24 protein-coding genes, 1 pseudogene and 1 riboswitch are annotated in these 23,804 nt (G+C 72.0%); of the genes and pseudogenes, 4 read left to right on the top strand and 21 right to left on the bottom strand.

The annotated features are described in order from the left end of the window. Window positions 1–2: 2 nt before the first annotated feature. The 3 genes from ACGF3H_RS25340 to rlmN all read right to left on the bottom strand — a co-directional run bounded on the left by ACGF3H_RS25340 (window position 3) and on the right by rlmN (window position 4,089). The gene (locus ACGF3H_RS25340; protein WP_362489304.1) at window positions 3–1,604 is read right to left on the bottom strand and encodes an iron ABC transporter permease; all 1,602 of its coding nucleotides are present in this window, start codon (window positions 1,602–1,604) and stop codon (window positions 3–5) included. A 68-nt stretch (window positions 1,605–1,672) separates the two neighbouring features. Further along, on the bottom strand, window positions 1,673–2,761 hold the full coding sequence (locus tag ACGF3H_RS25345; RefSeq protein WP_362489223.1) for a thiamine ABC transporter substrate-binding protein: 1,089 nt from the start codon (window positions 2,759–2,761) through the stop codon (window positions 1,673–1,675). Window positions 2,762–2,840: 79 nt separating this feature from the next. After that, window positions 2,841–2,946: riboswitch (TPP riboswitch) on the bottom strand. 36 nt (window positions 2,947–2,982) lie between these two features. Next, on the bottom strand, window positions 2,983–4,089 hold the full coding sequence (gene rlmN, locus ACGF3H_RS25350; RefSeq protein WP_362489221.1) for a 23S rRNA (adenine(2503)-C(2))-methyltransferase RlmN: 1,107 nt from the start codon (window positions 4,087–4,089) through the stop codon (window positions 2,983–2,985). Window positions 4,090–4,156: 67 nt separating this feature from the next. Here rlmN and ACGF3H_RS25355 point away from each other — a divergent pair, with 67 nt between their 5' ends. From ACGF3H_RS25355 to ACGF3H_RS25365, 3 genes are all read left to right on the top strand, one after another. Beyond that, window positions 4,157–4,303 (top strand): hypothetical protein, encoded by a 147-nt coding sequence (locus ACGF3H_RS25355; protein ID WP_362489219.1) that lies wholly within the window; start codon window positions 4,157–4,159, stop codon window positions 4,301–4,303. A gap of 46 nt (window positions 4,304–4,349) precedes the next feature. Continuing rightward, window positions 4,350–4,796: an SRPBCC family protein gene (locus ACGF3H_RS25360; RefSeq protein ID WP_362489217.1), complete on the top strand. Its 447-nt coding sequence runs from the start codon at window positions 4,350–4,352 to the stop codon at window positions 4,794–4,796. Window positions 4,797–4,887: 91 nt separating this feature from the next. Continuing rightward, on the top strand, window positions 4,888–6,090 hold the full coding sequence (locus ACGF3H_RS25365) for a cytochrome P450 (protein WP_362489215.1): 1,203 nt from the start codon (window positions 4,888–4,890) through the stop codon (window positions 6,088–6,090). Between the two features lie 38 nt (window positions 6,091–6,128). Here the strand turns inward: ACGF3H_RS25365 and ACGF3H_RS25370 are convergent, their stop codons facing one another. The 6 genes from ACGF3H_RS25370 to rpsB all read right to left on the bottom strand — a co-directional run bounded on the left by ACGF3H_RS25370 (window position 6,129) and on the right by rpsB (window position 12,394). Further along, the gene (locus ACGF3H_RS25370) at window positions 6,129–7,355 is read right to left on the bottom strand and encodes an MFS transporter (RefSeq protein WP_362489213.1); all 1,227 of its coding nucleotides are present in this window, start codon (window positions 7,353–7,355) and stop codon (window positions 6,129–6,131) included. A 298-nt stretch (window positions 7,356–7,653) separates the two neighbouring features. Next, the gene (locus ACGF3H_RS25375; protein ID WP_362489211.1) at window positions 7,654–8,817 is read right to left on the bottom strand and encodes a phosphatidate cytidylyltransferase; all 1,164 of its coding nucleotides are present in this window, start codon (window positions 8,815–8,817) and stop codon (window positions 7,654–7,656) included. Further along, window positions 8,817–9,374 (bottom strand): ribosome recycling factor, encoded by a 558-nt coding sequence (gene frr / locus ACGF3H_RS25380; protein ID WP_362489209.1) that lies wholly within the window; start codon window positions 9,372–9,374, stop codon window positions 8,817–8,819. The genes ACGF3H_RS25375 and frr overlap by 1 nt, the downstream gene beginning before the upstream one ends. A 181-nt stretch (window positions 9,375–9,555) precedes the next feature. After that, a complete protein-coding gene (gene pyrH, locus ACGF3H_RS25385) occupies window positions 9,556–10,314 on the bottom strand; it encodes a UMP kinase (protein WP_362489207.1) in 759 nt (252 codons plus the stop codon). Window positions 10,315–10,520: 206 nt separating this feature from the next. Further along, window positions 10,521–11,357: a translation elongation factor Ts gene (gene tsf, locus ACGF3H_RS25390; protein WP_362489205.1), complete on the bottom strand. Its 837-nt coding sequence runs from the start codon at window positions 11,355–11,357 to the stop codon at window positions 10,521–10,523. A 95-nt stretch (window positions 11,358–11,452) separates the two neighbouring features. Further along, window positions 11,453–12,394, bottom strand: coding sequence for a 30S ribosomal protein S2 (gene rpsB / locus ACGF3H_RS25395; protein WP_362489201.1), 942 nt, complete (start codon window positions 12,392–12,394; stop codon window positions 11,453–11,455). A gap of 272 nt (window positions 12,395–12,666) precedes the next feature. Between rpsB and ACGF3H_RS25400 the strand changes: the two genes are divergently transcribed. Next, the gene (locus tag ACGF3H_RS25400; protein ID WP_362489199.1) at window positions 12,667–13,290 is read left to right on the top strand and encodes a peptidoglycan DD-metalloendopeptidase family protein; all 624 of its coding nucleotides are present in this window, start codon (window positions 12,667–12,669) and stop codon (window positions 13,288–13,290) included. Window positions 13,291–13,740: 450 nt separating this feature from the next. Here the strand turns inward: ACGF3H_RS25400 and ACGF3H_RS25405 are convergent, their stop codons facing one another. From ACGF3H_RS25405 to rplS, 12 genes and pseudogenes are all read right to left on the bottom strand, one after another. Beyond that, a complete protein-coding gene (locus tag ACGF3H_RS25405; RefSeq protein ID WP_362489301.1) occupies window positions 13,741–14,298 on the bottom strand; it encodes a helix-turn-helix domain-containing protein in 558 nt (185 codons plus the stop codon). A 129-nt stretch (window positions 14,299–14,427) separates the two neighbouring features. After that, window positions 14,428–15,270: an RNA polymerase sigma factor WhiG gene (gene whiG, locus ACGF3H_RS25410; RefSeq protein WP_362489197.1), complete on the bottom strand. Its 843-nt coding sequence runs from the start codon at window positions 15,268–15,270 to the stop codon at window positions 14,428–14,430. 285 nt (window positions 15,271–15,555) lie between these two features. Continuing rightward, window positions 15,556–16,803 carry a DNA-processing protein DprA gene (dprA, locus tag ACGF3H_RS25415; RefSeq protein ID WP_393816536.1) on the bottom strand — a complete coding sequence of 416 codons (1,248 nt, stop codon included), beginning with the start codon at window positions 16,801–16,803 and terminating at the stop codon, window positions 15,556–15,558. 8 nt (window positions 16,804–16,811) lie between these two features. Then, a complete protein-coding gene (locus ACGF3H_RS25420; protein ID WP_362489165.1) occupies window positions 16,812–18,437 on the bottom strand; it encodes a YifB family Mg chelatase-like AAA ATPase in 1,626 nt (541 codons plus the stop codon). Next, window positions 18,437–18,799, bottom strand: coding sequence for a YraN family protein (locus ACGF3H_RS25425; protein ID WP_362489163.1), 363 nt, complete (start codon window positions 18,797–18,799; stop codon window positions 18,437–18,439). The genes ACGF3H_RS25420 and ACGF3H_RS25425 overlap by 1 nt, the downstream gene beginning before the upstream one ends. Window positions 18,800–18,887: 88 nt before the next feature. Next, on the bottom strand, window positions 18,888–19,196 hold the full coding sequence (locus ACGF3H_RS25430; protein ID WP_003965949.1) for a DUF2469 domain-containing protein: 309 nt from the start codon (window positions 19,194–19,196) through the stop codon (window positions 18,888–18,890). A 56-nt stretch (window positions 19,197–19,252) separates the two neighbouring features. Further along, window positions 19,253–19,774, bottom strand: a complete 522-nt coding sequence (locus tag ACGF3H_RS25435; RefSeq protein WP_362489161.1) for an NUDIX hydrolase — start codon at window positions 19,772–19,774, stop codon at window positions 19,253–19,255. Next, window positions 19,764–20,540 (bottom strand): signal peptidase I, encoded by a 777-nt coding sequence (gene lepB / locus ACGF3H_RS25440; protein WP_362489159.1) that lies wholly within the window; start codon window positions 20,538–20,540, stop codon window positions 19,764–19,766. Before lepB (ACGF3H_RS25440) ends, ACGF3H_RS25435 begins: the two co-directional genes overlap by 11 nt. 91 nt (window positions 20,541–20,631) lie before the next feature. Beyond that, on the bottom strand, window positions 20,632–21,624 hold the full coding sequence (gene lepB, locus ACGF3H_RS25445) for a signal peptidase I (RefSeq protein ID WP_362489157.1): 993 nt from the start codon (window positions 21,622–21,624) through the stop codon (window positions 20,632–20,634). Next, a pseudogene (gene lepB, locus ACGF3H_RS25450) lies at window positions 21,515–22,597 on the bottom strand (signal peptidase I); the annotation flags it as partial. The pseudogene lepB (ACGF3H_RS25450) and the gene lepB (ACGF3H_RS25445), both read right to left, overlap by 110 nt. After that, window positions 22,590–23,312, bottom strand: coding sequence for a signal peptidase I (lepB, locus tag ACGF3H_RS25455; protein ID WP_362489155.1), 723 nt, complete (start codon window positions 23,310–23,312; stop codon window positions 22,590–22,592). The pseudogene lepB (ACGF3H_RS25450) and the gene lepB (ACGF3H_RS25455), both read right to left, overlap by 8 nt. Before the next feature lie 45 nt (window positions 23,313–23,357). Continuing rightward, complete coding sequence (gene rplS / locus ACGF3H_RS25460) at window positions 23,358–23,708, bottom strand: 50S ribosomal protein L19 (RefSeq protein WP_016432403.1); 351 nt, start codon at window positions 23,706–23,708, stop codon at window positions 23,358–23,360. Window positions 23,709–23,804: the final 96 nt, after the last annotated feature.

Genomic DNA, 23,804 nt, shown 5'->3' on the forward strand with positions numbered 1-23,804 from the left:
CGCTAGAACTCCCCGCTCCGGTCGGTCCGCAGCCGCTCCAGCACAACCAGGGCCACGGCGCACACCACCATCAGAATCGTCGACAGGGCCATCGCCTGCCCGTAGTTCATGTCACCGGGCCGCCCCAGCAGCCGGGCCACGGCGACCGGCAGCGTCGGATTGTCGGGCCGCGCGATGAACACGGTCGCGCCGAACTCCCCCAGCGACACCGCGAAGGCGAACCCGGCCGCGATCAGCAGCGCCCGCCGCACCATCGGCAGGTCGACCTCCCGCCACACCCGCCACGGTGACGCCCCGAGCACCGCCGCCGCCTCGCGCAGCCGCACGTCCACCGCCCGCAGCACCGGCAGCATGGTCCGTACGACGAAGGGGACGCCTACCAGCGCCTGGGCGAGCGGCACCAGGATCCAGGAGGACCTGAGGTCCAGCGGCGGCTCGTCCAGCGCGATCAGGAACCCGAAGCCGACCGTCACGGCGGACACGCCGAGCGGCAGCATCAGCAGCGCGTCGAAGCCCCGCACCAGGCGGCCCGCGTCCCGTCGGGTCAGCGCGGCCGCCGCCAGCCCGCCGACGACCACGGCGACGGCGGTGGCGGCGAGGGCGTACTCGAGGGAGTTGCCGACCGCCTCGATCGGCGGGACGAGGAAGGTGCCGCCGTCCTCGTGGGTCAGCGCCCGGTAGTACCCGAGGCCGCCGGGCCCGAACGAGCGCTGGACCAGCACGGCGAGCGGCAGCACGACGAGGACGGCGACGGTGACGAGCACGCCCGCGAGCAGTGCCCACTGCCCGGCTCCGCGCGGGCGGCGTGCGGTGCGGGCGGCGTCCACGAGCCGCAGGGCCGTCTCGCGCCGCCGGACCGTCCAGGCGTGCACGGCGAGGATGGCGCAGACCGCCGCGAACTGGATCAGCGTGAGCACGGCGGCGGTGGACAGGTCGAAGACGTGCGAGGTCTGCCGGTAGATCTCCACCTCCAGGGTGGAGAAGGTGGGTCCGCCGAGGATCTGGACGACGCCGAAGGAGGTGAAGGTGAACAGGAACACCATCAGCGCGGCGGCGGCCACGGCGGGCGCGAGCGCCGGCAGGGTGACCCGCCGCCAGGCCCGCAGGGGGGACGCGCCGAGCATCCGCGCCGCTTCCTCCTGGCGCGGGTCGAGCTGGGCCCACAGCCCGCCGACGGTGCGCACGACGACGGCGTAGTTGAAGAAGACGTGCGCGAGCAGGATGGCCCACACGGTGGTGTCCAGCCGTACGCCCCACAGCTCGTCGAGCAGTCCGCCCCGCCCGACGAGCGCCAGGAACGCGGTGCCCACCACGACCGTCGGCAGCACGAACGGCACGGTCACCACCGCCCGCAGCACCTGCTTGCCGGGGAAGTCGAGGCGGGCGAAGACATACGCGCCGGGCAGGGCGACCAGCAGCGTGAGCGCCGTGGAGGCGAGCGCCTGCCAGGTGGTGAACCACAGCACGTGCCGGACGTCGGACTGGGCCAGGACGTCCCCGATCCGCCCGAACCGCCAGACTCCGTCGACCTCCAGTCCACGCGCGACGATCGCGGCGACGGGGTAGGCGAAGAAGACCGCGAAGAACGCGACGGGGCCGGCCATCAGGGCCAGCCGCGCCGCGCTCCCGCGCCGCCGGGCACCGGTGGCGCGGGCGGCCTTGGTCGCGTCGGTCACTTCAGGAGGAGCGAGGTCCACGACTTGACCCACTGGTCACGGTTGTCGGCGATCTTCTGCGGGTCCAGGGTCTGCGGGTTCTTCGCCTGCGGCCCGTACTTCACGAACTCCGGCGGCACCTGCGCGGCCTCCCGCACCGGGTAGACGAACATGTTCAGCGGCATGTCGTCCTGGAACTTCTTGCTGACCAGGAAGTCCAGCAGCGCCTTGCCGCCCTCGGTGTTCTTCGCGTTGCTCAGCAGGCCCGCGTACTCGACCTGGCGGAAGCAGGTGCCGGTGGCGACGCCCGTGGGCGCGGTGTCCGGCTTCGGGTCGGCGTAGATCACCTCGGCGGGCGGCGAGGAGGCGTAGGAGACGACGAGCGGGCGGTCGCCCTTGGCCTTCTTGCCGCCGGACGAGCCGGAGAACTCCTCGTTGTACGCCTGTTCCCAGCTGTCGACGACCTTGACGCCGTTGGCCTTCAGCTTCTTCCAGTACGCCTCCCAGCCGTCGTCGCCGTACTTGGCGGCGGTGCCCAGCAGGAAGCCGAGACCGGGCGAGGAGCTGCCGGCGTCCTCGGTGACGAGGAGGTTCTTGTACGCGGGCTCGGCGAGGTCGTCGAGGGAGTCGGGCGGGCTCAGCTTGTGCTCGCTGAAGTACGCCTTGTCGTAGTTGACGCAGATGTCACCGGTGTCGACGGGCGTGACGCGGTGCTTGTCCTGGTCGACCCGGTACTCGGGGAGGATCATGTCGGAGCCCTTGGGCTCGTACGACTGGAACAGGCCGTTGTCGAGGGCGCGGGACAGCAGCGTGTTGTCGACGCCGAAGAAGACGTCGCCCTGCGGATTGTCCTTGGTGAGGACGGCCTTGTTGACGGCCTGCCCGGCGTCGCCGTCCTCGAGGACCCGGACCTTGTAGCCGGAGCTCTTCTCGAAGTCCGCGATGACGCTCTTGGACGCGGCCCACGAGTCGTGGCTGACGAGGGTCACGGTTCTGGAGCCGCCGGACCCCTGGTCGTCGCCGTCGGACGACGATCCGCAGGCGGCCAGGCCGCCGACGAGGCCGAGCCCGACGGCCAGGACACTGGCCTTCTTGGTGATGCTCACGGAATTCCTCCTGGGTGACCAGGAGAAGACGCGGCCCCGCCCGGGACCCCTGGCGAGGTTCCCGGGCAGGGCGCAACAGCTCGAGTGATGACCGATCTCCCTACCCAGAATGACCTGGGCCAGGTTCGGAGGGTCTGCGGCCGGTGCCGCACTCTCAGCGCTGTGGCGCTCCCCTGTCGGAATATGAAGATGTCTGAAAATGCGGATGTACGCCGGTCAGATTACCGCTCGCTCGCGGCGAGCTGACCACACGCCCCGTCGATCTCCTGCCCACGAGTGTCCCGGATGGTCACCGGCACACCGTGCGCCTCGATCGCCGCGACGAACGCCTTCTCGTCCTCGGGCCGCGAGGCGGTCCACTTCGAGCCCGGCGTCGGGTTGAGCGGGATGAGGTTGACGTGCACCGGCTTGCCCTTGAGCATCCGCCCGAGCCGGTCGCCGCGCCACGCCTGGTCGTTGATGTCCCGGATCAGCGCGTACTCGATGGACAGCCGGCGTCCGGACTTCGCCGCGTACTCGAACCCCGCGTCGAGCACCTCGCGCACCTGCCAGCGGGTGTTCACGGGGACGAGGGTGTCGCGCAGCTCGTCGTCGGGGGCGTGCAGGGAGATCGCGAGGCGGCACTTGAAGCCCTCGTCGGCGAAGCGGTGGATCGCCGGGACCAGGCCGACCGTGGAGACGGTGATCCCGCGCTGCGACAGCCCCAGTCCGTCGGGCTCGGGGTCGGTGAGCCGGCGGATGGCCCCCACGACACGGTTGTAGTTGGCGAGGGGCTCGCCCATCCCCATGAACACAATGTTGCTCAGCCGCGCCGGCCCGCCGGGAACCTCGCCGTCCCGGAGCGCCCGCATGCCGTCCACGATCTGGTGCACGATCTCGGCGGTGGACAGGTTCCGGTCGAGGCCCGCCTGCCCGGTGGCGCAGAAGGGACAGTTCATGCCGCAGCCGGCCTGGGAGCTGATGCACATGGTGACCCGGTCCGGGTAGCGCATGAGCACGGACTCGACGAGCGTCCCGTCGAACAGCTTCCACAGCGTCTTGCGGGTGGTGCCCTGGTCGGTCGACAGATGCCGGACGACCGACATCAGCTCGGGCAGCAGCGCCTCCCGCAGCCCCTGGCGCGAACCGGCGGGGATGTCGGTCCACTGCTCGGGGTCGTGCGCGTACCGCGCGAAGTAGTGCTGCGAGAGCTGCTTCGCACGGAACGGCTTCTCACCGATCGCGGCGACGGCCTCCTTGCGCTCGGCAGGCGTGAGATCGGCGAGATGCCGCGGCGGCTTCTTGGCTCCGCGCGGGGCGACGAATGTGAGTTCTCCGGGCTTAGGCATGACCTCCCCAGTGTCGCAGATCCAATCGGGTGCCCCGCCGGGCGAGCTGAGCGGAGGTGCGTGGAACATGGCAGGGCTCCCGATCGGCGTGGCGTCGGCCGGCGTGGACGTGGCCGGCGGGTGTCGGCTCACCTGTCTGGGCTTGCCGGACTGCGCGGGCGGTGCGGTCGGCGTGAGGCTGGAGGCCGAACCGCGTCGAGCCGAGGAGTGGTGAGTCCCCACGCCCTGGGTTCAGCTGCCCGTCCTCCAGGAGCGTGCCCATGGCCCGGAACCGCTGTCTGATCCTGAGCTCGCCGTCCGAAGTCTGGGACCTGCTGTCCGACGGCCACCGCTACGGCGAGTGGGTGACGGGGACGCAGCGGATCCTCGCCGCGGACCCGCACTGGCCGGAGGTGGGCGCCCGGCTGAAGGTGCGGGTCGGCGCGGGCGCCGTGACGCTCGACGACACGTGCGTCGTCCGCATCTGCGAGCCGCGCCGCCGCCTGGAACTGGAGGCGAAGGCAGAGCCCTTCGGCGCGGCCCGCATCGCCATGAAGCTGACCCCCTGGGGCGAGCACACCCTCTTCACCCTGGACTGGCACGCGCTCCGGGGCCCCGGCACCCGCATGCACGGGCTGCCCGTGGACTACTTCGTCTCGGTCCGCAACGGCATGATGCTGACGAAGCTGGCCCGGATCGCGGTGCGCGAGCACGACGCGCGCGTCTGAGGCGACTCCCCGGCCGCGTTTGCCGCCAAGGCGCCCGGGGTGTGTCCTGAGGGAGGACGCACGGCCCAGCGACGGGGGACGGGTGGTGACGGTGACGGGACGGCCCGCTCTGTTCGACGAGGCGATGCTCGCCGACCCCTACACGCGCTACGCGCGCCTGCGCGAGACCGACCCCGTGTCCTACGACTCCCGTGTCGGTGCGTGGATCGTCACCCGGTACGCCGACGTGGAGCGGGTGCTCCGGGACCCGTCCTTCTCCTCGGTGATCACGCTCGACACCTCGGCCGGGTCCCGGGACACCCTGCGGCACCTGTACGCCTTCGTCCACTCCAGCCTGGTCTTCTCCGACCCGCCCGACCACACCCGGCTGCGCTCGCTGGTGAGCCGCGCCTTCACCCCGGCGAGCGTGGGCCGGCTGCGGCCGTGGATCGAGGAGACCGTCGACCGGCTCCTCAACACGGTGGAGCCCCGGGGCCGCATGGACTTCGTCGCCGATGTCGCCGCTCCCCTTCCGCTGAGCGTCCTGGCCGGGGTGCTCGGCATGTCGCTCGACCCCGGCGGCCGGCGCCGGCTCAAGGCGGCCTGCGACGACTTCCTGCTGCCGTTCGGGCGTGATCCGGCCACCCTGACCGACGAGGAGACGGCGCGGGCCGCGCGGGCCGGCGACCACCTGGCCGAGGCGGTGCGCGACGCCCTCGCGCAGGGCGCCGCCCGGCCCGAGAGCCTGCTGGCCACCCTCGCCGGCGCCTCCGAGGACGGGGACCGCCTCAGCCACGAGGAGCTGTTCGCCTCTGTGGTGCTCTTCCTCATCGCCGGCCACGAGAACCTCACGAGCCTGCTGTCCAACGGCCTGGTCGTGCTGCTGGACCACCCCGGCCAACTGGGGGTGCTGTGCGCCGACCCCTCGCTGTGGCCCGTCGCGGTGCGCGAGCTGCTGCGGATCGTGGCGCCCAACCAGTTCATCCGCCGGGTGGCCACCGAGGACGTCCGCGTCGGTGACGCCGAGCTGCGTGCGGGCGATGCGGTCCTGCTGGTGCTGGCCGCCGCCTGCCGGGACCCGGAGGTCTACCCGGACCCCGACCGCTTCGACATCGGCCGTCCACGGGAGTGGCCGATCGCCCTGGGACGCGGCATCCACTACTGCGTCGGTGGACCGCTCGCCCAGCTGGAGGCCGAGACGGTGTTCGCCCGTCTCTTCGCCAGGCTGCCCCGGCTGCGTCTGGCGGCGGACCGGGTGGAGTACGTACCCAACTTCAACGTCCGGCTCGTCGCCCGCCTGCCCGTGGTGTGGTGACGCACGGCCCGCCCCGGAGGTCCGGCGGGTGCCCTTCCTCACGCCCGGCGGGGCGACGGCACCAGCCCTCGGGCGGCAAGCCGGCGGCTGATCAGCGCCGCCAGGACGGACGCAGCGAGGATGATCGTGCCGCCGGTGCGCAGGATGGCGTCGTAGGCCCGCTCCGGTCCGGTCTCGGGGGTGAGCGCCGTGATCGCCGAGGCGACGGCGGCGAGCGCGATCGCGCCGAGGACGACCAGGGCGGTGAGCACCACTCCGGAGGCCTCCCCGGCCCGGGCGGGCGGGATGACCTGCTGGGTGGCGACGCTGGCGAAGGTCCAGCCGAGGCCCAGGCCGAGGGCACACCAGGTGAAGGCGGGGATGTAGAGCCACCATGCGCGGACCAGGCTGAGTCCGATCATCCCCGAGCCGGCGACGGCCCCGGCAAGTGCCATCACGGTGGTGGGCCGCAGCCGGGTCGAGAACCAGGCGCCGAGCGGCCCGGTGCAGGCCACCATGAGCGCGGGCGCCAGGAAGACCGTGCCTGCGAGGAGGGCGGACAGGCCGCGCAGCTGCTGGAGCTGCAGCGTGGCGAGGAAGACCGTGACGGCGTAGCCCATGTTGCTGACCGACCCCATGACCGTCACCAGGTCGAAGGGGACGTTGCGGAAGAGGGCGAAGTCGACGAGCGGATGGCGGCAGGTGCGCTCGCGTCGCACGAACAGGGCGCCGCAGAGGGCGGCCACGGCGTACAGGACGAGCGTGCGCGGATGGTCCCAGCCCCAGGCGCTGCCGCGTTCGACGGCCAGGGTCAGGGCGGCCAGGCCGGTCACGACGGTCAGGCAGCCGGGCAGGTCGATCTGCCGGGGCGCGCGGTCGTCGCGGGAGTCGGGGACGTACCACAGGGCGAGCGCCAGGGAGACGGCGCTCAGCGGGGCCAGCAGCCAGAAGATCCACCGCCAGCCGGGACCGTCCGTGAACCCGCCGCCGGCGAACGGCCCGACGGCGGTGCCCACGTTGGCGATGGCGAACGCCGCACCGAGCGCGCGGGCCCGGGTCGCCTCGGGGAAGGCGTTGGTGATCACGGACACCGACACCGGGAAGATCAGTGCCGCCCCCACGCCCTGGGCCACCCGTGCCGCCACCAGGAGCCCCAGGGACGGGGCGAGGGCGCACCCGACGGACGCCGCGGCGAACAGGGCGATGCCGGTGAGCAGGACCGGACGGCGGCCGAAGAGATCGCCCAGCCGGCCTCCCACGATGAACAGGCAGCCGATGGCGAGCAATGTAGGCCGACAGGGTCCACTGCGCGGCGGACACCGTCACGTGCAGCTCGGTGGAGATGCCGGGGATGGCCAGGTTCAGCGCGAAGAAGTCGAGCTGGATGCAGAACAGGGCGATCGAGACGGCACTGAGGACCCCGGCGTGTCCGGTGGTGCCCGGCGCCGGTCCTGCAGAGGTCGCTCCCATGGTCCCCAGCAGACCCCGCCCGGGGCGTCGGCGCCAGCGGTCGGCGTCCCCGTCCGCCGGGTGCTCACCGCCGTGGAGCCGGTGGGCGGGACGGGAGGGGACGCCGGGTGACGCTCAGCCGGAGCCGACGAAGACGACGAGCAGCAGCCACACCACCGGTGCCGTCGGCAGGAGCGAGTCCAGGCGGTCCATGATGCCGCCGTGGCCCGGCAGCAGCGTGCCCATGTCCTTGATGCCGAGGTCCCGCTTGATCATGGACTCGCCGAGGTCGCCGAGCGTGGCGCTGGCCGCGACCGCGAGGCCGAGCAGCAGGCCCTGCCACCAGGAGCCGTCGTCGATCAGGAACTGCATGCACAGCGCGCCCGCCACCATCGCGAAGCCGACCGCTCCCAGCAGGCCCTCGCGGGTCTTGCCGGGGCTGATGCGCGGGGCGAGCTTGGTCCTGCCGAAGCGCCAGCCGACCGCGTAGGCGCCGGTGTCGCTGACGACCGTCAGCAGCAGGAAGGTCAACACGCGCCACGGCCCGTCGTCGGCCGCCAGCATCATGGCGACGAACGTGGCCAGGAAGGGCACGTAGAAGGCGGCGAACAGGCCCGCCGTGACGTCCTTGAGGTAGCCCTCCGGCGACTCGGTCATCCGCCACACGAGGACCGCCAGCGCCGTGAGCGCCATGGCCACCCACGCGCCCTCGGCGCCGCGCACGTACCCGGCGACCACCATCGCGGCGCCGCCGATCGCGAGCGGCACGAGGGGTGCCTTGATGCCCTTGCGTTCCTGGAGCCGTGTGGTCAGCTCCCACAGGCCCACCACGACGGCTGCCGCGATCACACCGACGAAGACGGCCTTGACGAAGAACAGCGACGCGATGATCACCACGCCGAGTCCGACACCGACGCCTATCGCGGAACCCAGGTCGCGCCCCGCGCTCTTCTTCTGCGGCTGCGGCTGCGGCTGCGGCGGCTGCTGGGCCTCGGGCATGGGCTCCGGATTCTGCGGCACCGCCGCATACGGCTGTGCCGACGGGGTCTCGCCGCGGTACGTGTCGTCGCGGAACGGCTCGTCTCGGACCAGGGGGCCGCTCAGCCGAGCGGCCCCCTGGTCGTCATCCTGGTCTCCGCCGTGTTCGGGTACGTCGGGCACGATGGGCATGGGGCGGGTCTGCTGCGCGCTGTGCGCATCGTACGCGGGACCGGCCGGGGCAGCTCCCTGGAGCGGTCCCTGGTCGGACGGCCCCCAGTACCCGGCTCGTGGCGGCGCTCCCCAGGAAGAGTCGTTCATCAGACCTCGAGCAGTTCGGCTTCCTTGTGCTTCAGGAGCTCGTCCACCTGGGCGACGTACTTGGCGGTGGTGTCGTCGAGCTCCTTCTCCGCACGGCGGCCCTCGTCCTCGCCGACCTCGCCGTCCTTGACCATCTTGTCGATGGCGTCCTTGGCCTTGCGGCGGACGGAGCGGATGGACACCTTGGCGTCCTCGCCCTTGCCCTTCGCGACCTTGATGTAGTCGCGGCGGCGCTCCTCGGTGAGCTCGGGGAACACCACCCGGATGATGTTGCCGTCGTTGCTCGGGTTGACGCCGAGGTCGGAGTCGCGGATCGCCTGCTCGATGTTGCGCAGGGCGCTCTTGTCGAACGGCGTCACCACGGCCATGCGCGGCTCGGGCACGGAGAACGAGGCCAGCTGGTTGATCGGCGTCGGTGCGCCGTAGTAGTCGGCCACGATCTTGTTGAACATCGCCGGGTGCGCACGGCCGGTGCGGATCGCGGCGAAGTCCTCCTTGGCGACCACGACGGCCTTCTCCATCTTCTCCTCGGCCTCGAGGAGGGTCTCTTCGATCACCACTTGCTCCTGCGTGTCTTGAGTAGGCCCGGCTGCGGTCCTGTCGGTGCTGCGGCCGGCTGCGTCGCGTCTTCTTCCTGCACGGTTCCCGACCGGCGGGACATTGTCCATCCCCCGGCCCGGCTCCGTCCCGTCCGTCCCCCGGACAGGTGGCGTCCGCGGACGGGGGGTGGTTCTCGGGTCAGTCCCGGCTGCCTTGGTCACCCACAAGCGTGCCGATCTTCTCACCCTTGACGGCGCGGGCGATATTGCCCTCCTTCAAAAGCTCGAAGACCACGATCGGAAGGCTGTTGTCGCGGCAGAGCGTGACGGCCGTGGCGTCGGCGACCTTCAGGTCGCGGGTGATGACCTCGCCGTAGCCGAGCGCGTCGAACTTCACGGCGTCCGGGTTGGTCTTCGGGTCGGAGTCGTAGACCCCGTCCACGCCGTTCTTGCCCATGAGCAGCGCCTCGGCGTCGATCTCCAGGGCGCGCTGGGCGGCGGTGGTGTCGGTGGAGAAGTACGGCATGCCCATACCGGCGCCGAAGATGACCACGCGGCCCTTCTCCAGGTGGCGCACGGCGCGCAGCGGGATGTACGGCTCGGCGACCTGGCCCATGGTGATGGCGGTCTGCACGCGGCAGTCGACGCCCTCCTTCTCCAGGAAGTCCTGGAGGGCCAGGCAGTTCATCACGGTGCCGAGCATGCCCATGTAGTCGGAGCGGGCGCGGTCCATGCCGCGCATCTGCAGTTCGGCGCCGCGGAAGAAATTGCCGCCGCCGATGACGACGGCGATCTGCGCACCGTCGCGGACGACGGCCGCGATCTCGCGGGCGATGGCGTGCACCACGTCGGGGTCGACGCCCAGGCCCCCGCCACCGGAGAAGGCCTCTCCGGACAGCTTCAGCATGAAGCGGCCGCGTACTTTGCCGTCGTCGCTCTTCTCGGCCTTGGTGGTCATGGAGATCTCGCCTCTTTTACGTGGGTCACACACACGAAGAAGGCCATTGCCGGTGGGGGCGTGTTTCGCATCCCATACGCGGCAATGGCCTCCTCGTCAGATCTGCTGTCGTCCGCCGCCGCGCGCAGGTGCGCAGCGGCAGACGGCAACGGCGCGGACGACTCCTGTCGACCCTACCGGGGTCGCGCGTCCGTCGCGGTACGGACTCAGATGCCGACCTTGATGCGCGTGAAGCGCTTCAGGGTGACACCGGCCTCGTCCAGCACCTTCTGGACGGACTTCTTGTTGTCGAGCGCGTAGGGCTGGCCCAGCAGCGTGGCGTCCTTGAAGAAGCCGTTGAGGCGACCCTCGACGATCTTCGGCAGGGCGGCCTCGGGCTTGCCCTCGGCGCGGGTGGTCTCCTCGGCGACGCGGCGCTCGGACTCGACGACCTCGGCCGGGACGTCCTCCTTGGAGAGGTACTTCGGCGCGAAGGCGGCGATGTGCTGGGCGACGCCCTTGGCGATCTCGGCGTTCGGCTTGTCCAGCTCGACGAGGACACCGATCTGCGGGGGCAGGTCGGGCATCGTGCGGTGCATGTACGCGGTCACGAAGCCGCCGGAGAACTGCGCGAAGCGGTCCAGGACGATCTTCTCGCCGAGGTTGGCGTTGGCCTCGTCCACGAACGCCTGGACGGTCTTGCCGGGCTCGATCTCCGAGGCGAGCAGGGCCTCGAGGTCGGCGGGGGCGGCCTTGGCGACGTGCTCGGCGATGGCCGTGGCGACGCCCTGGAACTTCTCACCCTTGGCGACGAAGTCCGTCTCGCACTTCAGCTCGACGAGGACGCCCGAGGTGTTGTCGTCGGCGATGATCGAGACGACGGCACCGTTCTCGGCAGAGCGGCCCTCGCGCTTGGCGACGCCCTTCTGGCCCTTGATGCGGAGCGCCTCGACGGCCTTCTCGACGTTGCCCTCGGCCTCGTCCAGCGCCTTCTTGCAGTCCATCATGCCGGCGCCGGTGAGCTCGCGGAGCTTCTTGACGTCGGCGGCGGTGTAGTTCGCCATGATTCCGGAATCTCTCTCGAAGTCTGAAGATCTACGGGCCGGACGGCGGGGGCTTCGTGGGCCCCCGCCGTCCGGCACCCGAAGGTGGTGAGGGGTCAGGCCTGCTCGGCGTCCGCGGCCGGAGCCTCGGCGGGGGCCTCAGCAGGGGCCTCGGCAGGGGCCTCGGCGGCAGCCTCGGCCGGAGCCTCGGCAGGGGCCTCGGCGGCAGCCTCGGCCGGAGCCTCGGCAGCGGCCTCGGCGGGCTTCTCCGCCTCGTCGGCCTTCTTCTCGCCCTCGAGCAGGTCACGCTCCCACGCGGCCAGCGGCTCGCCCGCGGCCTTGTCGCCCTTGCCCTCGGTGGCGACACCGGAGCGGGCGATGAGGCCCTCGGCGACGGCGTCGGCGATCACGCGGGTGAGCAGGGTGACGGAGCGGATCGCGTCGTCGTTGCCCGGGATCTTGTAGTCGACCTCGTCGGGGTCGCAGTTGGTGTCGAGGATGGCGACGACCGGGATGTTGAGCTTCCGGGCCTCGCCGACCGCGATGTGCTCCTTCTTGGTGTCCACGATCCAGACGGCGCTGGGCACCTTGGACATCTCGCGGATACCGCCGAGGGTCTTCTCCAGCTTGGCCTTCTCGCGGGAGAGGACCAGCAGCTCCTTCTTGGTGAGGCCGGAGGCGGCCACGTCCTCGAAGTCGATCTGCTCGAGCTCCTTCAGGCGCTGCAGGCGCTTGTAGACGGTCGAGAAGTTGGTGAGCATGCCGCCCAGCCAGCGCTGGTTGACGTAGGGCATGCCGACGCGGGTGGCCTGCTCGGCGATGGCCTCCTGCGCCTGCTTCTTCGTGCCGACGAACATGACCGTGCCGCCGTGGGCGACGGTCTCCTTGACGAACTCGTAGGCGCGGTCGATGTACGACAGCGACTGGAGCAGGTCGATGATGTAGATGCCGTTGCGCTCGGTGAAGATGAAGCGCTTCATCTTCGGGTTCCAGCGACGGGTCTGGTGACCGAAGTGGACGCCGCTCTCCAGCAGCTCCCGCATCGTGACGACGGCCATGGCCGTATCTCCTTGAGTTTCTCGGTTGTGCCGCGGTAGCCGGACGGCTTCCGCGCCTGACGCCCGCGATGCGCCGTGCCACAAGGGACCGAGGGGCGCTGGCACGAGGTCTTGACGGCCTCGTGTCGGGGCGTGCGAAGTCGACCCGGTCACCCGGGTCGCCACCAGAAGTGTACGGGACCCGAGGGGTGCCGGGTGACGCGGCTGTCCACAACCGGAGGGTGGTCCACAGGGCCGGACGGCGGACGGCCGCGGTGCGGGACGGTTCCCGCATGCGAGCGAGGCGATGTGCGGGTGTGTGGACGTGGGTGGCGATGCTGGCGACCGTGGTGGCCCCGGCGCCACCGTCACCGGAACGGCCGGTGGCGCCGACGGCGCCGGTGGCGGTCGCCGTGGCGGGCCCCCGGGAGGAGCCGGGCCCGGCGGTGCCGGCCGTCGCCCGGTTCTGGCCGGTCGGCACCCGGCCCGCGGTCCTGCGGGGCTGGGAACCTCCGTCGACGCCGTACGGCCCGGGGCACCGCGGCGTGGACCTCGCCGCGCCGGCCGGGGCGGCCGTGCGGGCGGTGGCCGCGGGGCGGGTCTCCTTCGCGGGACGTGTCGCGGGCAGGGGCGTCGTCTCGCTGGAGCTGACGGGTACGGGCGACCCGCCGCTGCGGACGACCTACGAGCCGGTGCGGGCTTCGGTACGCAAGGGTGACGAGGTCGCCGCGGGCGCGGTGCTGGGCGCGGCGGAGCCGACGGGTTCCCACTGCTCGGCGTGCCTGCACTGGGGTGTGCTGAGAGGAGACGTCTACCTGAACCCGCTCGGGCTGCTGCCGCCGTGGCTGCTCGGCGCGGGCCCGTCGAGACTGCTGCCGGTGCTGGGCGTCCCGCTCCCTGCCGGACCGCGGCCCTAGACGGCCCACCGCACCCGGGACCGGCCCGGACTCACTCCGTCGGCGGCACGGGCTGCGGTCCATCCGGGGGGCGGCCCCGTGAACACCGGCCGTACGCCCGGACCATCAGCCCCGGCGGCACGGACTGCGGTCCATCCGGGGCCCCGTGGACACCGGTCGTGCACCCGGGCCATCGACGAGAACGCCGGGCCCCGTCGCGCGCCGAGGGCCCTGCCTGCGCCATCGTGCACAGCGCCGTGTGCGGCACCGTCGGGCACAGTGCCATCGGGCACGACACCGTCGGACCCGCCACCATCGGACCCGGGGCCATCGGGCCCGGCGCCATCGGACCCGGCGCCATCGGACCCAGGGGCCATCGGACCCGGCACCGTGGCTGTCGGCACACGGCGTGCCGTCGTCCTCTCGGCCGGGCGGCCTCCGGCGCCACAGCCGCCGGGCCGAGGCGGCCGGTCAGCCCCGGACGCCTCGCAGGGCCATGGAGACAGCCGCCTCCGTGATCACCGCGGGCTCCTCGGCCGCCCCGAGCTCGATCCGCCGCACGGCCGCGTCCACGACGCCCTGGAGCAGCATCGCCGCCAGCCGCGGCTGCTCGTGCCCCATCTCGCCCAGCGCCTCGACGATCATCGCGACCAGACCCCCGTGCGCCGCCCGGATCTTCTCCCGGGCGCCGGCGTCCAGTTCGCTCGCGGAGATGGCGACCACGGCGCGGTGCCGCCGGTCCCCGACCAGGTCGAGCTGCCGGCGCACATACGCCTCGACCCTGCCCTCGGGCGTCGCCTCGCGCTCCATGGCCGCCTCGACCTCCGCGGCCCAGACGGGGAAGTCGACGGCGCACAGCTCCTCCACGACCGCGGCCCGCGACCGGAAGTACTCGTAGACGGACGAACGGGCGAGGCCCGTCCGCTCGGCGAGGGCGGGGAAGGTCAGCGCCTCCGTCCCGCCGTCGGACAGCAGGCAGCGTGCCGCGTCCAGCAGGGCGGCACGCTGCATCGACCGGTGCTCGGCCACGGAGGCCGCTCGAATCCTTGGCACGTCACCACTTTACGGAGGCGTTCCCCCGTGCGGGAGCGGCGCACCCGGCCCAGGGGCCTGCGCACCGGCCGCTCCGGCGGCCGACCGGGGGCACGCAGGGCCAGGTCAGCGGCCGAATGCCGCCAGCTTCGCGCGCAGCTGCAGGACGGACTTGGTGTGGATCTGGCTGACTCTGCTTTCGGTCACACCCAGCACGTTGCCGATCTCGGCGAGGGTGAGTCCCTCGTAGTAGTACAGGGTGACGACAGTCTTCTCCCGCTCCGGCAGCGTGTTGATCGCCCTCGCCAGGAAGCGCCGCAGTTCCCTGTCCTCGGCGACCTCCACCGGATTGTCGGCGGCGGTGTCCTCCAGGGTGTCCATGAGACTGAGCCGGTCCCCGCCCTCGCCCCCGGCGTGCAGCAGCTCCTCCAGGGCCACGACGTTGGCCAGCGACAGCTGACTGAAGACCGCGTGCAGGTCCTCCACCGCGATGCCCATCTCGCGGGCCACCTCGCCCTCCGAGGGGGTCCGGCGCAGGCGCGCCTCCAAGGTCGCGTAGGCCCGCTCCACGCTCCGTGCCTTCTGCCGCACGGACCGTGGGATCCAGTCCAGCGCCCGCAGCTCGTCGATCATCGCGCCGCGGATCCGGGTGATCGCGTAGGTCTCGAACTTGATCTCCCGGTCGACGTCGAACTTCTCGATCGCGTCGATGAGTCCGAACACCCCGGAGGAGACGAAGTCCGCCTGCTCGACGTTGGACGGGAGCCCCACGCTCACCCGGCCCGCCACGTACTTCACCAGGGGCGAGTAGTGCAGGATCAGCTGTTCCCGCAGCCGCTCGTCCCCCGTCGCCTTGTACGACCGCCACAGCTCGTCGAGCGTCGAGGGGGCGGGCGGTCGCACGCTGCCACCGTCGCGGGCGGCTGGGGGGAGCGCCGCCCGGTCGGACCCGGAGGTGTGCTGGGGCATTCGTCGCCTTGTGCCGTTCTGCCGTGATGGCGTGTGCCTGAGTGAGGCCGCCGGTCTGCTGTCTTGTTGTCGCCTGTTGTGGTCCGTCTGTGTGGGGGTCCTCGTGAGCGTAGCGTGACTGGACTGTCGCGGTGTGCGAAGAGCGACCGGGGGGTTGTACGCAGATACGTTCCGCTCGACGCTCTCCAGGGGGGACACCGATCGCTCAGCGTGATCATCCGAATCGCCCAACTGCGGGAAACCCCAAGGGCGTCGGGCTTCGCCCGGACGGCCGAACACACTCGGTCAGCACGGGCTGCGGCCGCCGCGGACCGAGATCATCGCCTGGCGTGTCAACTTCCAGCCGTCGCCGTGTCGTTCGACGTAACCGAGTGCTCGAAGCTCGTACAGCCTCGCGACCGCGTCGTCCTGCGTGGTCTGCGCGCGGCGTGCGACGTCGGCCGCCGCCGCCGTTCCCCGCGCCGGCAGCCCGGCGAGCACCTGCCGGGCCCGGGGCTCGAGCAGGTCGGTGGGCAGCACCGGGCCTCGCCGGTCGGGGGCCAGGTCGCCCATGTCGCCGACCAGCTCGACGACCTCCGCGGCGTCGGTGACCAGGACGGCCTCACCGCGCAGCAGCTCATGCACTCCTGCGGACAGCCCGCTGGTGGCCGGCCCGGGCACTCCCATGACGTGCCGGCCCAGACGCCGTGCCGCCCGTGCCGTGACCAGCGAGCCGCTGCGCAGGGCGGCCTCGACGACGACGGTGCCCCGGGTGAGTGCGGCGATCACGCGGTTACGGAGGACGAATCTGCTCGGTGTCGGATGATCGCCCGGCGGCAGCTCCCCGACGACCAGCCCCTGCTCGGCGATCCTCGTGATCAGCCCGGTGTGCCCGGGCGGGTAGGGCCGGTCGACCCCGCAGGCGAGGACGGCCGCGGTGGCGCCGCCCGCGCCGAGGGCACCCCGGTGCGCGGCGCCGTCGACGCCGTAGGCCCCGCCGGACACCACGACCCAGCCGCGTTCGGCGAGGCCGGCGGCGAGGGTGGCCGCCATGTGGGCGCCGTACTCGGTGCAGGCGCGGGCACCCACGACCGCCACCGACCGCAGGGCCCACATCCGCAGGCTGGGCCGGCCGCGCACCCACAGCCCGATCGGCCGGGCGTCCCCCAGGTCGTCGAGCTGCCGGGGCCACTCGGTGTCGCCGGGCGTCACGAACCGCACCCCGGCCGCCCGCGCGACGGCGAGGTCCTGGTGCGGATCGGCCCGGGCCGCCCGCGCGCACAGCCCGGCCCACCGCTTTCCGCTCGCCCCCGGCAGGGCGCGCCCGCCCTCGCGCAGCCGTCGCACCACCTCCGCGACCCCGCGCTCCCGCACCCACCGTCCGCCGGTCTCGTCGCCGGGCTCGATGACCCGCGTGAGGAAGACCCGTCCCAGCAGCTCGTCCCCCGTCGGCCCGTCCCCCGCCCGTTCCCCCCGGCTCACGGCGTCCCCCGAGCTTCCGGCGCCGTCGTTGTCCCCATCGTCGCCCCGGGCCCGATGGACGTCCCCGCTCATGCCCCCGCTCATGCCGACGCCCCCAACGCCATGGGGACGCCGCGCGGCACCCCGGTGCGCAGCTGCAGTGCCAGGGCGACGTCCCCCGCGTCGGGCCGGTCGTGGCCGACGAGGTCCGCGACGGTCCAGGCGACGCGCAGGACCCGGTCGAGGCCCCGGGCGGTGAGCACACCCCGCTCCAGGCAGCGCTCCGCGTCGTCCAGGGCGCCGGGTGCGGCGTACCAGCGGCTGCGCAGTTCCCGTCCGGGCACCTCGCTGTTCGCCCGCCACGGGGTGCCGGCGAGGCGGGCGGCGGCCCGTTCGCGGGCTCCGCGCACCCGGTCGGCGACCGTCGCGGTGGAGTCGCCCCGGATGCCGTCACCCGCGAGCTCCCTGCGGGTGACCCGGTCCACCTCGACACGGAGGTCGACCCGGTCGAGCAGCGGGCCGGACAGCCTGGCCTGGTAGCGGCGGACCGACGCGGGCGAGCACTCGCACAGGTCGTCCTTCCGCGAGAAGCGCCCGCACGGGCAGGGGTTGGCGGCCAGCACCATCAGGAAGCGCGCCGGGAACCGCACCACGCCCGCGCTGCGCGCGATGACGACGTGCCCGGCTTCCAGCGGCTGGCGCAGCGCGTCGAGGGCATGGCTGCTGAATTCGGGCGTTTCATCCAAGAAGAGAACGCCTCGATGCGCGAGCGACACGGCTCCGGGCCGTGCCACACCCGGCCCGCCGCCGACGAGGGCCTGCATCGTGGCCGAGTGGTGCGGCGCGCAGTACGGGGCGACGTCGATGAGGGGTTTGCCCGGTGGCAGCAGGCCCGCCACCGAGTGCACCGCGGTGACCTCCAGCGACTCCGCCCGGCCCAGCCGGGGCAGGATCGCGGGCAGCCGTTCGGCGAGCATGGTCTTGCCGGCGCCGGGCGGCCCCTCCAGGAACAGATGGTGCCCGCCGGCCGCGGCGACCTCCACGGCCGTGCGCGCCGAGGTCTGGCCGACGACGTCGGCGAGGTCGTGGTCGTGGTCGTGCTGGGCCGCGCCCATGCTGTGCATGCCCGTGGCCGCGCCCGTGCCGGGCATGCGCAGGCCGGCCATCAGCGGGTCGGGCCCGCCCGGCCGGTCCTGCTCCTCCTCCGGCACCGGTTCGTCGGCGAGAACGGCGATCAGTTGGCGCAGGCTGCGCACTCCCAGGACGGACACGCCGGGCACCAGCGACGCCTCGGCGGCGGCGCACTCGGGGACGACCACCTGCTCGTACCCGGCCTCCGCCGCGGCCAGGACCGCCGGCAGGATGCCGCGCACCGGCCGCACCCGTCCGTCCAGGCCCAGTTCCCCGATCATCAGGATGTCGGCCAGCACCCGCGGGTCGATCCGCTCGGAGGCGCCGAGCACGGCCGCGGCGACCGCCAGGTCGAACCCGCTGCCGCTCTTGGGCACCGATGCCGGGCTGAGCCCCACCGTCAGCTTCTTCTGCGGCCACTCCGCGCCCGAGTTCACCACCGCCGCCCTGACCCGGTCCCGGCTCTCGGTCAGGCTTTTGTCCGGCAGCCCCACCAGCGTGAACGCGGCCACGCCCGGTTCGAGGTCGGCCTGGACCTCGACCACCACGCCTTCGACGCCGACCAGCGCCACGGAGCACGTACGCGCGAACCCCATCACGCCACCCCCCGGGCGTGCTCGACGACGGGCGCGCCGCGCCTCGGCAGGAGGACGCCCACCAGGTCGATGCGGACGCCTCCGGGCGGGGCTCCCCCGTGGGTCTGGATCCAGCGCTCGGCCAGCCGGCGCAGCCGCTGCGCCTTGTCGGGGGTCACGGCGGCCATCGGGTGTTCGAAGGCACCGCCCCTGCGGGTCTTGACCTCGCAGACGACCAGGACATCCCCGTCCCGGGCGACGATGTCGATCTCGCCCGCCCTGCCGCAGCGCCAGTTGCGTTCCAGAACCGTCAGTCCGGCCTCGCCCAGCCGGCGGGCGGCGAGTGTCTCGCCGTACTTGCCCAGCGCACCTCGTGCGTTCATGTCGGCACCACCTCCGGCGCCAACGATCACGCAGACGGGCGGATCCCGTCGCTCACGGTGAACTACTCACCGGTTGTGGAAAACTCCGTCACCCGCCGGGAAGCTCCAGGTCGCTCTTGTTGAGCTCCTCGATGTTCACGTCCTTGAACGTCAACACCCGCACCTGCTTCACGAAGCGGGCCGGCCGGTACATGTCCCACACCCAGGCGTCGGCCATGGAGACCTCGAAGAACACCTCGCCCTGGACCGAGTGCACCTGCATCTCGTAGTCGTTGGTGAGGTAGAAACGCCGCTCGGTCTCGATCACGTATTTGAACAGACCGACGACATCGCGGTACTCCCGGTAGAGCTTGAGCTCCATCTCGGTCTCGTACTTCTCGAGGTCCTCGGCGCTCATGGCATGTTCCCCTTCAGCCGTGCGATCCCCCCATTGTGCGCCAGCCCCGCGTGCCCCTAGACGATTTCGGTGTCCAGGGTCACCGGTCCGGCGGGGGGACCTTCGTCGAGCAGCGTGCGCAGCAGCTCGGCGAGTCTGGTCGGATACACCGTCTCATGTGCGCGGGTCAGTTCCCGACACGTCCACCAGCGCGCTCCGGCGACACTGCGCCGCTCCAGCTCGGTCAGGCCCACGGCCTCGGTCGCGGTCTGGGTGGTGCGGGCCAGGTAGTACCACTCGTCCTGGTCCCAGCGGCGGCCCGCGAACGGGAAGGAGCATCTGCGCCGCCACAGCACGGGGCCGAGGTCGACGTCGGTGATGCCGGTCTCCTCCTCGAGCTCCCGGCGGGCTGCCTCCTCCCGGGTCTCGTCGCCCTCCACCCCGCCGCCCGGCGTGAACCACCAGTCGTCGGCCGGGTCGTCCGGTTCGTGGCCGTGCAGCAGGAGGATGCGGTCGTCGGGGTCGAGCAGCACCACCCGGGCGACCTTGCGCAGCCCGCCCTCGTAGGTGTCCCGGCCCGCCGTCGCCTCAGCGGCCACCGGTGGGCTCCGTCCCGGCCCGGGCGCGGGAGGCGGCGGACCGTTTGGCGATCGGGCCGTAGGCGGCGCCGCCGAGGATCAGTACGGCGCCGGCGATCACCAGGGCGACGACCGTGCGCAGGGGCCCCGGGGAGGAGAGGCCGCCGAGCGTCTCGAAGCCGGTGGGCCGTTCGAGCATGCCGTCCATGGGCCACACGACGGCGTCCACGCGGGCGTCCACGGCGCCGCGCGACACGGTCCCGCCGGCCGCGTCGGTGAGGTGGGCGGTGGAGTCGACGGAGTTGTCGCGCTCGTCGCCGAGCAGGAACAGGCGGCCCTCGGGCACGGTGACGGTCGGGAAGTTGCTGATCTCGGCCGGCGTGCCGGCGGGCAGGTAGGGCTCGTCGATCACCTTGCCGTTGACCTTGAGCTTGCCCTCCTGGCAGCAGGAGACGGTGTCCCCGCCGACGGCGACCACGCGCTTGACCATGGGGGCGTTGGCCCAGGTCGTGTCCTTGAAGACGACGACGTCGCCGCGGTGGACGTCCGTGCCGTCGATCCGCTGCGCGAGCACCCGGTCACCGGCGTGGATCGTCGGCGTCATGGAACTGGTCGGCACGGTGTAGGGCCGGTAGATCACCGCTCCCCAGGCGAAACCGCCGAGGAACAGCACCAGGCCGAGCGCCACGGCGATGCCGGACAGTCGCTGCCCGGTCCTGCCAGCCGCCCGTGCCTTGCTCGCGCCGCCGCCGTGCGGGGCCGTACGTGTCGTGCTCTCGCCACCCATGGATCCGCACCCTACCGGGCAGTACCCGAACGGGGCAGCCCCTCCCGGCACGGGAGACCGGCCGGTCCGGAGGGACGGGCTCCGCGGGGCGTCAGCGGGTCTCGGCGGGGGCGGTCCTCCTGCGGCGCCACCAGACGACCGGCACGACACCGGCGAGGGCGAGGCCCTGGGGCGCGACCGTGAGCGCGGCGGCGGCCGACGACTGGTTCGTCAGACCGTCCTGGTCGAAGGTGTCCGGCACCGGCAGGGTGTCCCAGTGGCTGACGGGCCAGGCGACCACGATGGCGCGGCCGACGACCTCCTTCACGGGGACCATGCCGCCGTGCTTGTCCGACTGGTTGTAGCGGGAGTCCGCCGAGTTCTGCCGGTGATCGCCCATGACCCAGAGGGAGCCCTCGGGGACCTTGACCTTGAACCGGCCGCCCTGGTCGTCGTCGCTGCACGGCGTGTTGCCGGGGTAGACGTACGGCTCGTTCAGCGCCATGCCGTTGACCTTGAGCGGGCCCGTGCCGTTGCACTCGACCGTGTCGCCGCCGACGCCGATGACGCGCTTGATCAGGTCCTTCTCGTCCGCGGACGGCATCAGGCCGATCCAGCTGAGGACCGTCTGCAGCGCGTTCGGCTCGGGCGTGGGCTCGCCTGCCAGCCACTGGTCGGGGTCGTGGAAGACGACGACCTCGCCGCGCTCGGGCTCCGAGCCGAACCACGGGGTGAGCTTGTCGACCAGGACGCGGTCACCCTCCGTGAGGGTGTTCTGCATCGAGGCGGACGGGATCGAGAACGCCTGCACCAGGAAGGTCTTGATCAGCAGCGCGAGCACCAGCGCGATGCCGATGAGGATCGGCAGTTCCTTCCAGAAGGAACGCTGCTTCTTGGCCTCGGGACGCTTCGTGGGCGGGGTCCCGCCCACTCCTTCGTCCTCGGTCCCGTTCTGTTCGTCCGTCACCCTGCCGTCCTCGGCCGTCCCGGAGTCGCTCGCGAAGGCCTGGGCTCCGTCCGCGGACGGACCGGCCGCTTCCGTGGGGCGTCCCGGATGTTCCTCGCCGTCGTGACCGGACCGTGCGCCAACCGCCACATCCCCCACGCCAACTCCTTACTCTCTGCCGCCGCCCGCCCCGTACACGGCGCAGGCCCACCACTCCCATAACGAGCGGGAGTTCCGCAGGGATCGGGAGCTGAATCATTGCGTTCGGATCGTCCGGGGCAACCCTATGCGACAGGACGGGAGCCGCGGCCGAACCGGAGGCCGAGTCGGACACGGACGCGTACGTTTTCGGCTCGTCCAGCGTGGTCCAGTGACCGAACGGCCAGGCGATCACCATGGCCCGCCCCACCACCTCGTCCTCGGAGACCGTGCCGTGGTCGGTGTCCTGGTGGACGCGGGAGTCGGCCGAGTTGGACCGGTGGTCGCCCATCACCCACAGCCGCCCCTCGGGGACGGTGACGTCGAACGGCGTCGTGGACGGAACGTCGCCCGGGTACAGGTAGTCCTCGTCCAGCGGCACGCCGTTGACGGTGATCCGCCCCTGGGCGTCGCAGCACTTGACGTGGTCGCCGCCGACCCCGACGACCCGCTTGATGAGGTCCTGCTCGTCGTCGGACGGCAGCAGGCCGATGAAGGCGAGGCCCTCCTTGACCTGCTTGACGACGACGGGGTCGTCCTTCCTGGTGGTCTGCTCGCCCTGGAGCCAGCCGCCGGGGTCGCGGAAGACGACGACGTCCCCGCGCTGCGGCTCGGAGCCGAACCAGGGGGTGAGCTTGTCGACCAGGACCCGGTCGCCGATCCGGATCGTCTGCTCCATCGAGCCCGACGGGATGACGAAGGCCTGGACGAGGAAGGTCTTCAGGACCAGAGCGATGAGGACGGCGACGCCGATCAGGAGCGGTATCTCCTTGACGGCACCGCGCCTGCGGCGCCGCTTGACCTTGCGCTGGAGCTTGCGCCGCTCGGCACGGGACCGGCCGCCGGACGGGGCGGCGGCGCGCCGGGACCCGGTGGGCAGGAGGTCCTCCGCGGGACTGCTGGGCGCGCCGCGCGGCTTGCCCCGGCTACCCATCGGCACCTTCGGCGGCCGGCGCCGGCACGCGTGCGTAGGCGTCCGGACGGTCGAGGCGGGTGGCGCGGCCGAAGGGCCAGACGATCCAGTCGGCGCGGCCGATCACCTTGCCCACCGGGACCATGCCGCCGCCCGGCGAGCCCAGGTGGTCCCGGGAATCGCTGGAGTCGCCACGGTGGTCACCGAGGACGAACAGGGTGCCGTCGGGCACGACGCCGTCGAAGGGCACGGTGGACGGACGGTCACCGGGGTACAGGAACGCCGACTCGTCCACCGAACGGTCGTTCACCTGGACCCTCCCGTCCTTGTCGCAGCAGACCACGTGGTCCCCGCCCACCCCTACAACGCGTTTGACGTAGTCGCCGTGCCCGAAGAACCCGGTGCCGTCGAACACGACGATGTCGCCCCGCTGCGGCCGGCCTCCGAAACGGTACGCCAACTTGTTCACGAGAACCCGGTCCCCGATGCTCAATCCGCGCTCCATGGATCCGCTGGGAATCTGGAAGGGGCGCAGCACGAAGGTGCTGACCAGCAACAGGAACGCCAGGAGGACGAGCAGGGTCACGGTGATCCGCCCGCCCGGCACCCAGTCGGCGACCCATGCCGAGAACGCGGAACGCGACCGTCCCTCCGGGCCCTCCGGGTCCGAGGTCTGCTCGGTGCCGGAAGGGCGGGAGGAGCGGTCGCGCTCCGTGGGCTGTGCTTCGGTGTCCATCGGAGCCAGATGTTATCCGGCTCCGCCATGGACCTCGGAGAGCGCTCAGCTCTCGCGCTTCTCCTTGATCTTCGCGGCCTTGCCGCGCAGCTCGCGCAGGTAGTACAGCTTGGCGCGGCGGACGTCACCGCGGGTGACGAGCTCGATCTTCTCCACGATCGGGGTGTGCACCGGGAAGGTGCGCTCGACGCCGACGGAGAAGGAGACCTTGCGGACCGTGAAGGTCTCGCGCACGCCGGCGCCCTGGCGGCGGATGACCACGCCCTTGAACTGCTGCACACGGGAGCGGTTGCCCTCGATGACGCGGACGTGGACGTTGACGGTGTCGCCCGGACGGAAGGCGGGGACGTCGCTGCGCAGCGACGCGGCGTCGACGGAGTCGAGCAGGTGAGACATTTCGTCTGCTTTCCTCGCTGATGCCACAGGTCATCAGCGGAAACTAGGTGTTTCGGAATCAGGGCTGCGCGGGTCGGGACGGGCGTCGTGTCCCCC

Source organism: Streptomyces sp. NPDC048185, from assembly GCF_043202495.1.
Classification (GTDB): Bacteria; Actinomycetota; Actinomycetes; order Streptomycetales; family Streptomycetaceae; genus Streptomyces.

Excerpts from the sequence above, each read along its gene's own strand:
- ACGF3H_RS25375 (WP_362489211.1), bottom strand. The coding sequence starts at position 8,817 with ATGAACGACTCTTCCTGGGGAGCGCCGCCACGAGCCGGGTACTGGGGG.
- pyrH (WP_362489207.1), bottom strand. The coding sequence starts at position 10,314 with ATGACCACCAAGGCCGAGAAGAGCGACGACGGCAAAGTACGCGGCCGC.
- rplS (WP_016432403.1), bottom strand. The coding sequence starts at position 23,708 with ATGTCTCACCTGCTCGACTCCGTCGACGCCGCGTCGCTGCGCAGCGAC.
- ACGF3H_RS25430 (WP_003965949.1), bottom strand. The coding sequence starts at position 19,196 with ATGAGCGCCGAGGACCTCGAGAAGTACGAGACCGAGATGGAGCTCAAG.
- ACGF3H_RS25420 (WP_362489165.1), bottom strand. The coding sequence starts at position 18,437 with ATGGGGTTCGCGCGTACGTGCTCCGTGGCGCTGGTCGGCGTCGAAGGC.
- lepB (WP_362489159.1), bottom strand. The coding sequence starts at position 20,540 with ATGGGTGGCGAGAGCACGACACGTACGGCCCCGCACGGCGGCGGCGCG.
- lepB (WP_362489155.1), bottom strand. The coding sequence starts at position 23,312 with ATGGACACCGAAGCACAGCCCACGGAGCGCGACCGCTCCTCCCGCCCT.
- rpsB (WP_362489201.1), bottom strand. The coding sequence starts at position 12,394 with ATGGCCGTCGTCACGATGCGGGAGCTGCTGGAGAGCGGCGTCCACTTC.
- rlmN (WP_362489221.1), bottom strand. The coding sequence starts at position 4,089 with ATGCCTAAGCCCGGAGAACTCACATTCGTCGCCCCGCGCGGAGCCAAG.
- ACGF3H_RS25355 (WP_362489219.1), top strand. The coding sequence starts at position 4,157 with ATGGCAGGGCTCCCGATCGGCGTGGCGTCGGCCGGCGTGGACGTGGCC.
- ACGF3H_RS25360 (WP_362489217.1), top strand. The coding sequence starts at position 4,350 with ATGGCCCGGAACCGCTGTCTGATCCTGAGCTCGCCGTCCGAAGTCTGG.
- ACGF3H_RS25340 (WP_362489304.1), bottom strand. The coding sequence starts at position 1,604 with ATGGCCGGCCCCGTCGCGTTCTTCGCGGTCTTCTTCGCCTACCCCGTC.
- tsf (WP_362489205.1), bottom strand. The coding sequence starts at position 11,357 with ATGGCGAACTACACCGCCGCCGACGTCAAGAAGCTCCGCGAGCTCACC.
- ACGF3H_RS25400 (WP_362489199.1), top strand. The coding sequence starts at position 12,667 with ATGCGAGCGAGGCGATGTGCGGGTGTGTGGACGTGGGTGGCGATGCTG.
- whiG (WP_362489197.1), bottom strand. The coding sequence starts at position 15,270 with ATGCCCCAGCACACCTCCGGGTCCGACCGGGCGGCGCTCCCCCCAGCC.
- dprA (WP_393816536.1), bottom strand. The coding sequence starts at position 16,803 with ATGAGCGGGGACGTCCATCGGGCCCGGGGCGACGATGGGGACAACGAC.
- ACGF3H_RS25425 (WP_362489163.1), bottom strand. The coding sequence starts at position 18,799 with ATGAACGCACGAGGTGCGCTGGGCAAGTACGGCGAGACACTCGCCGCC.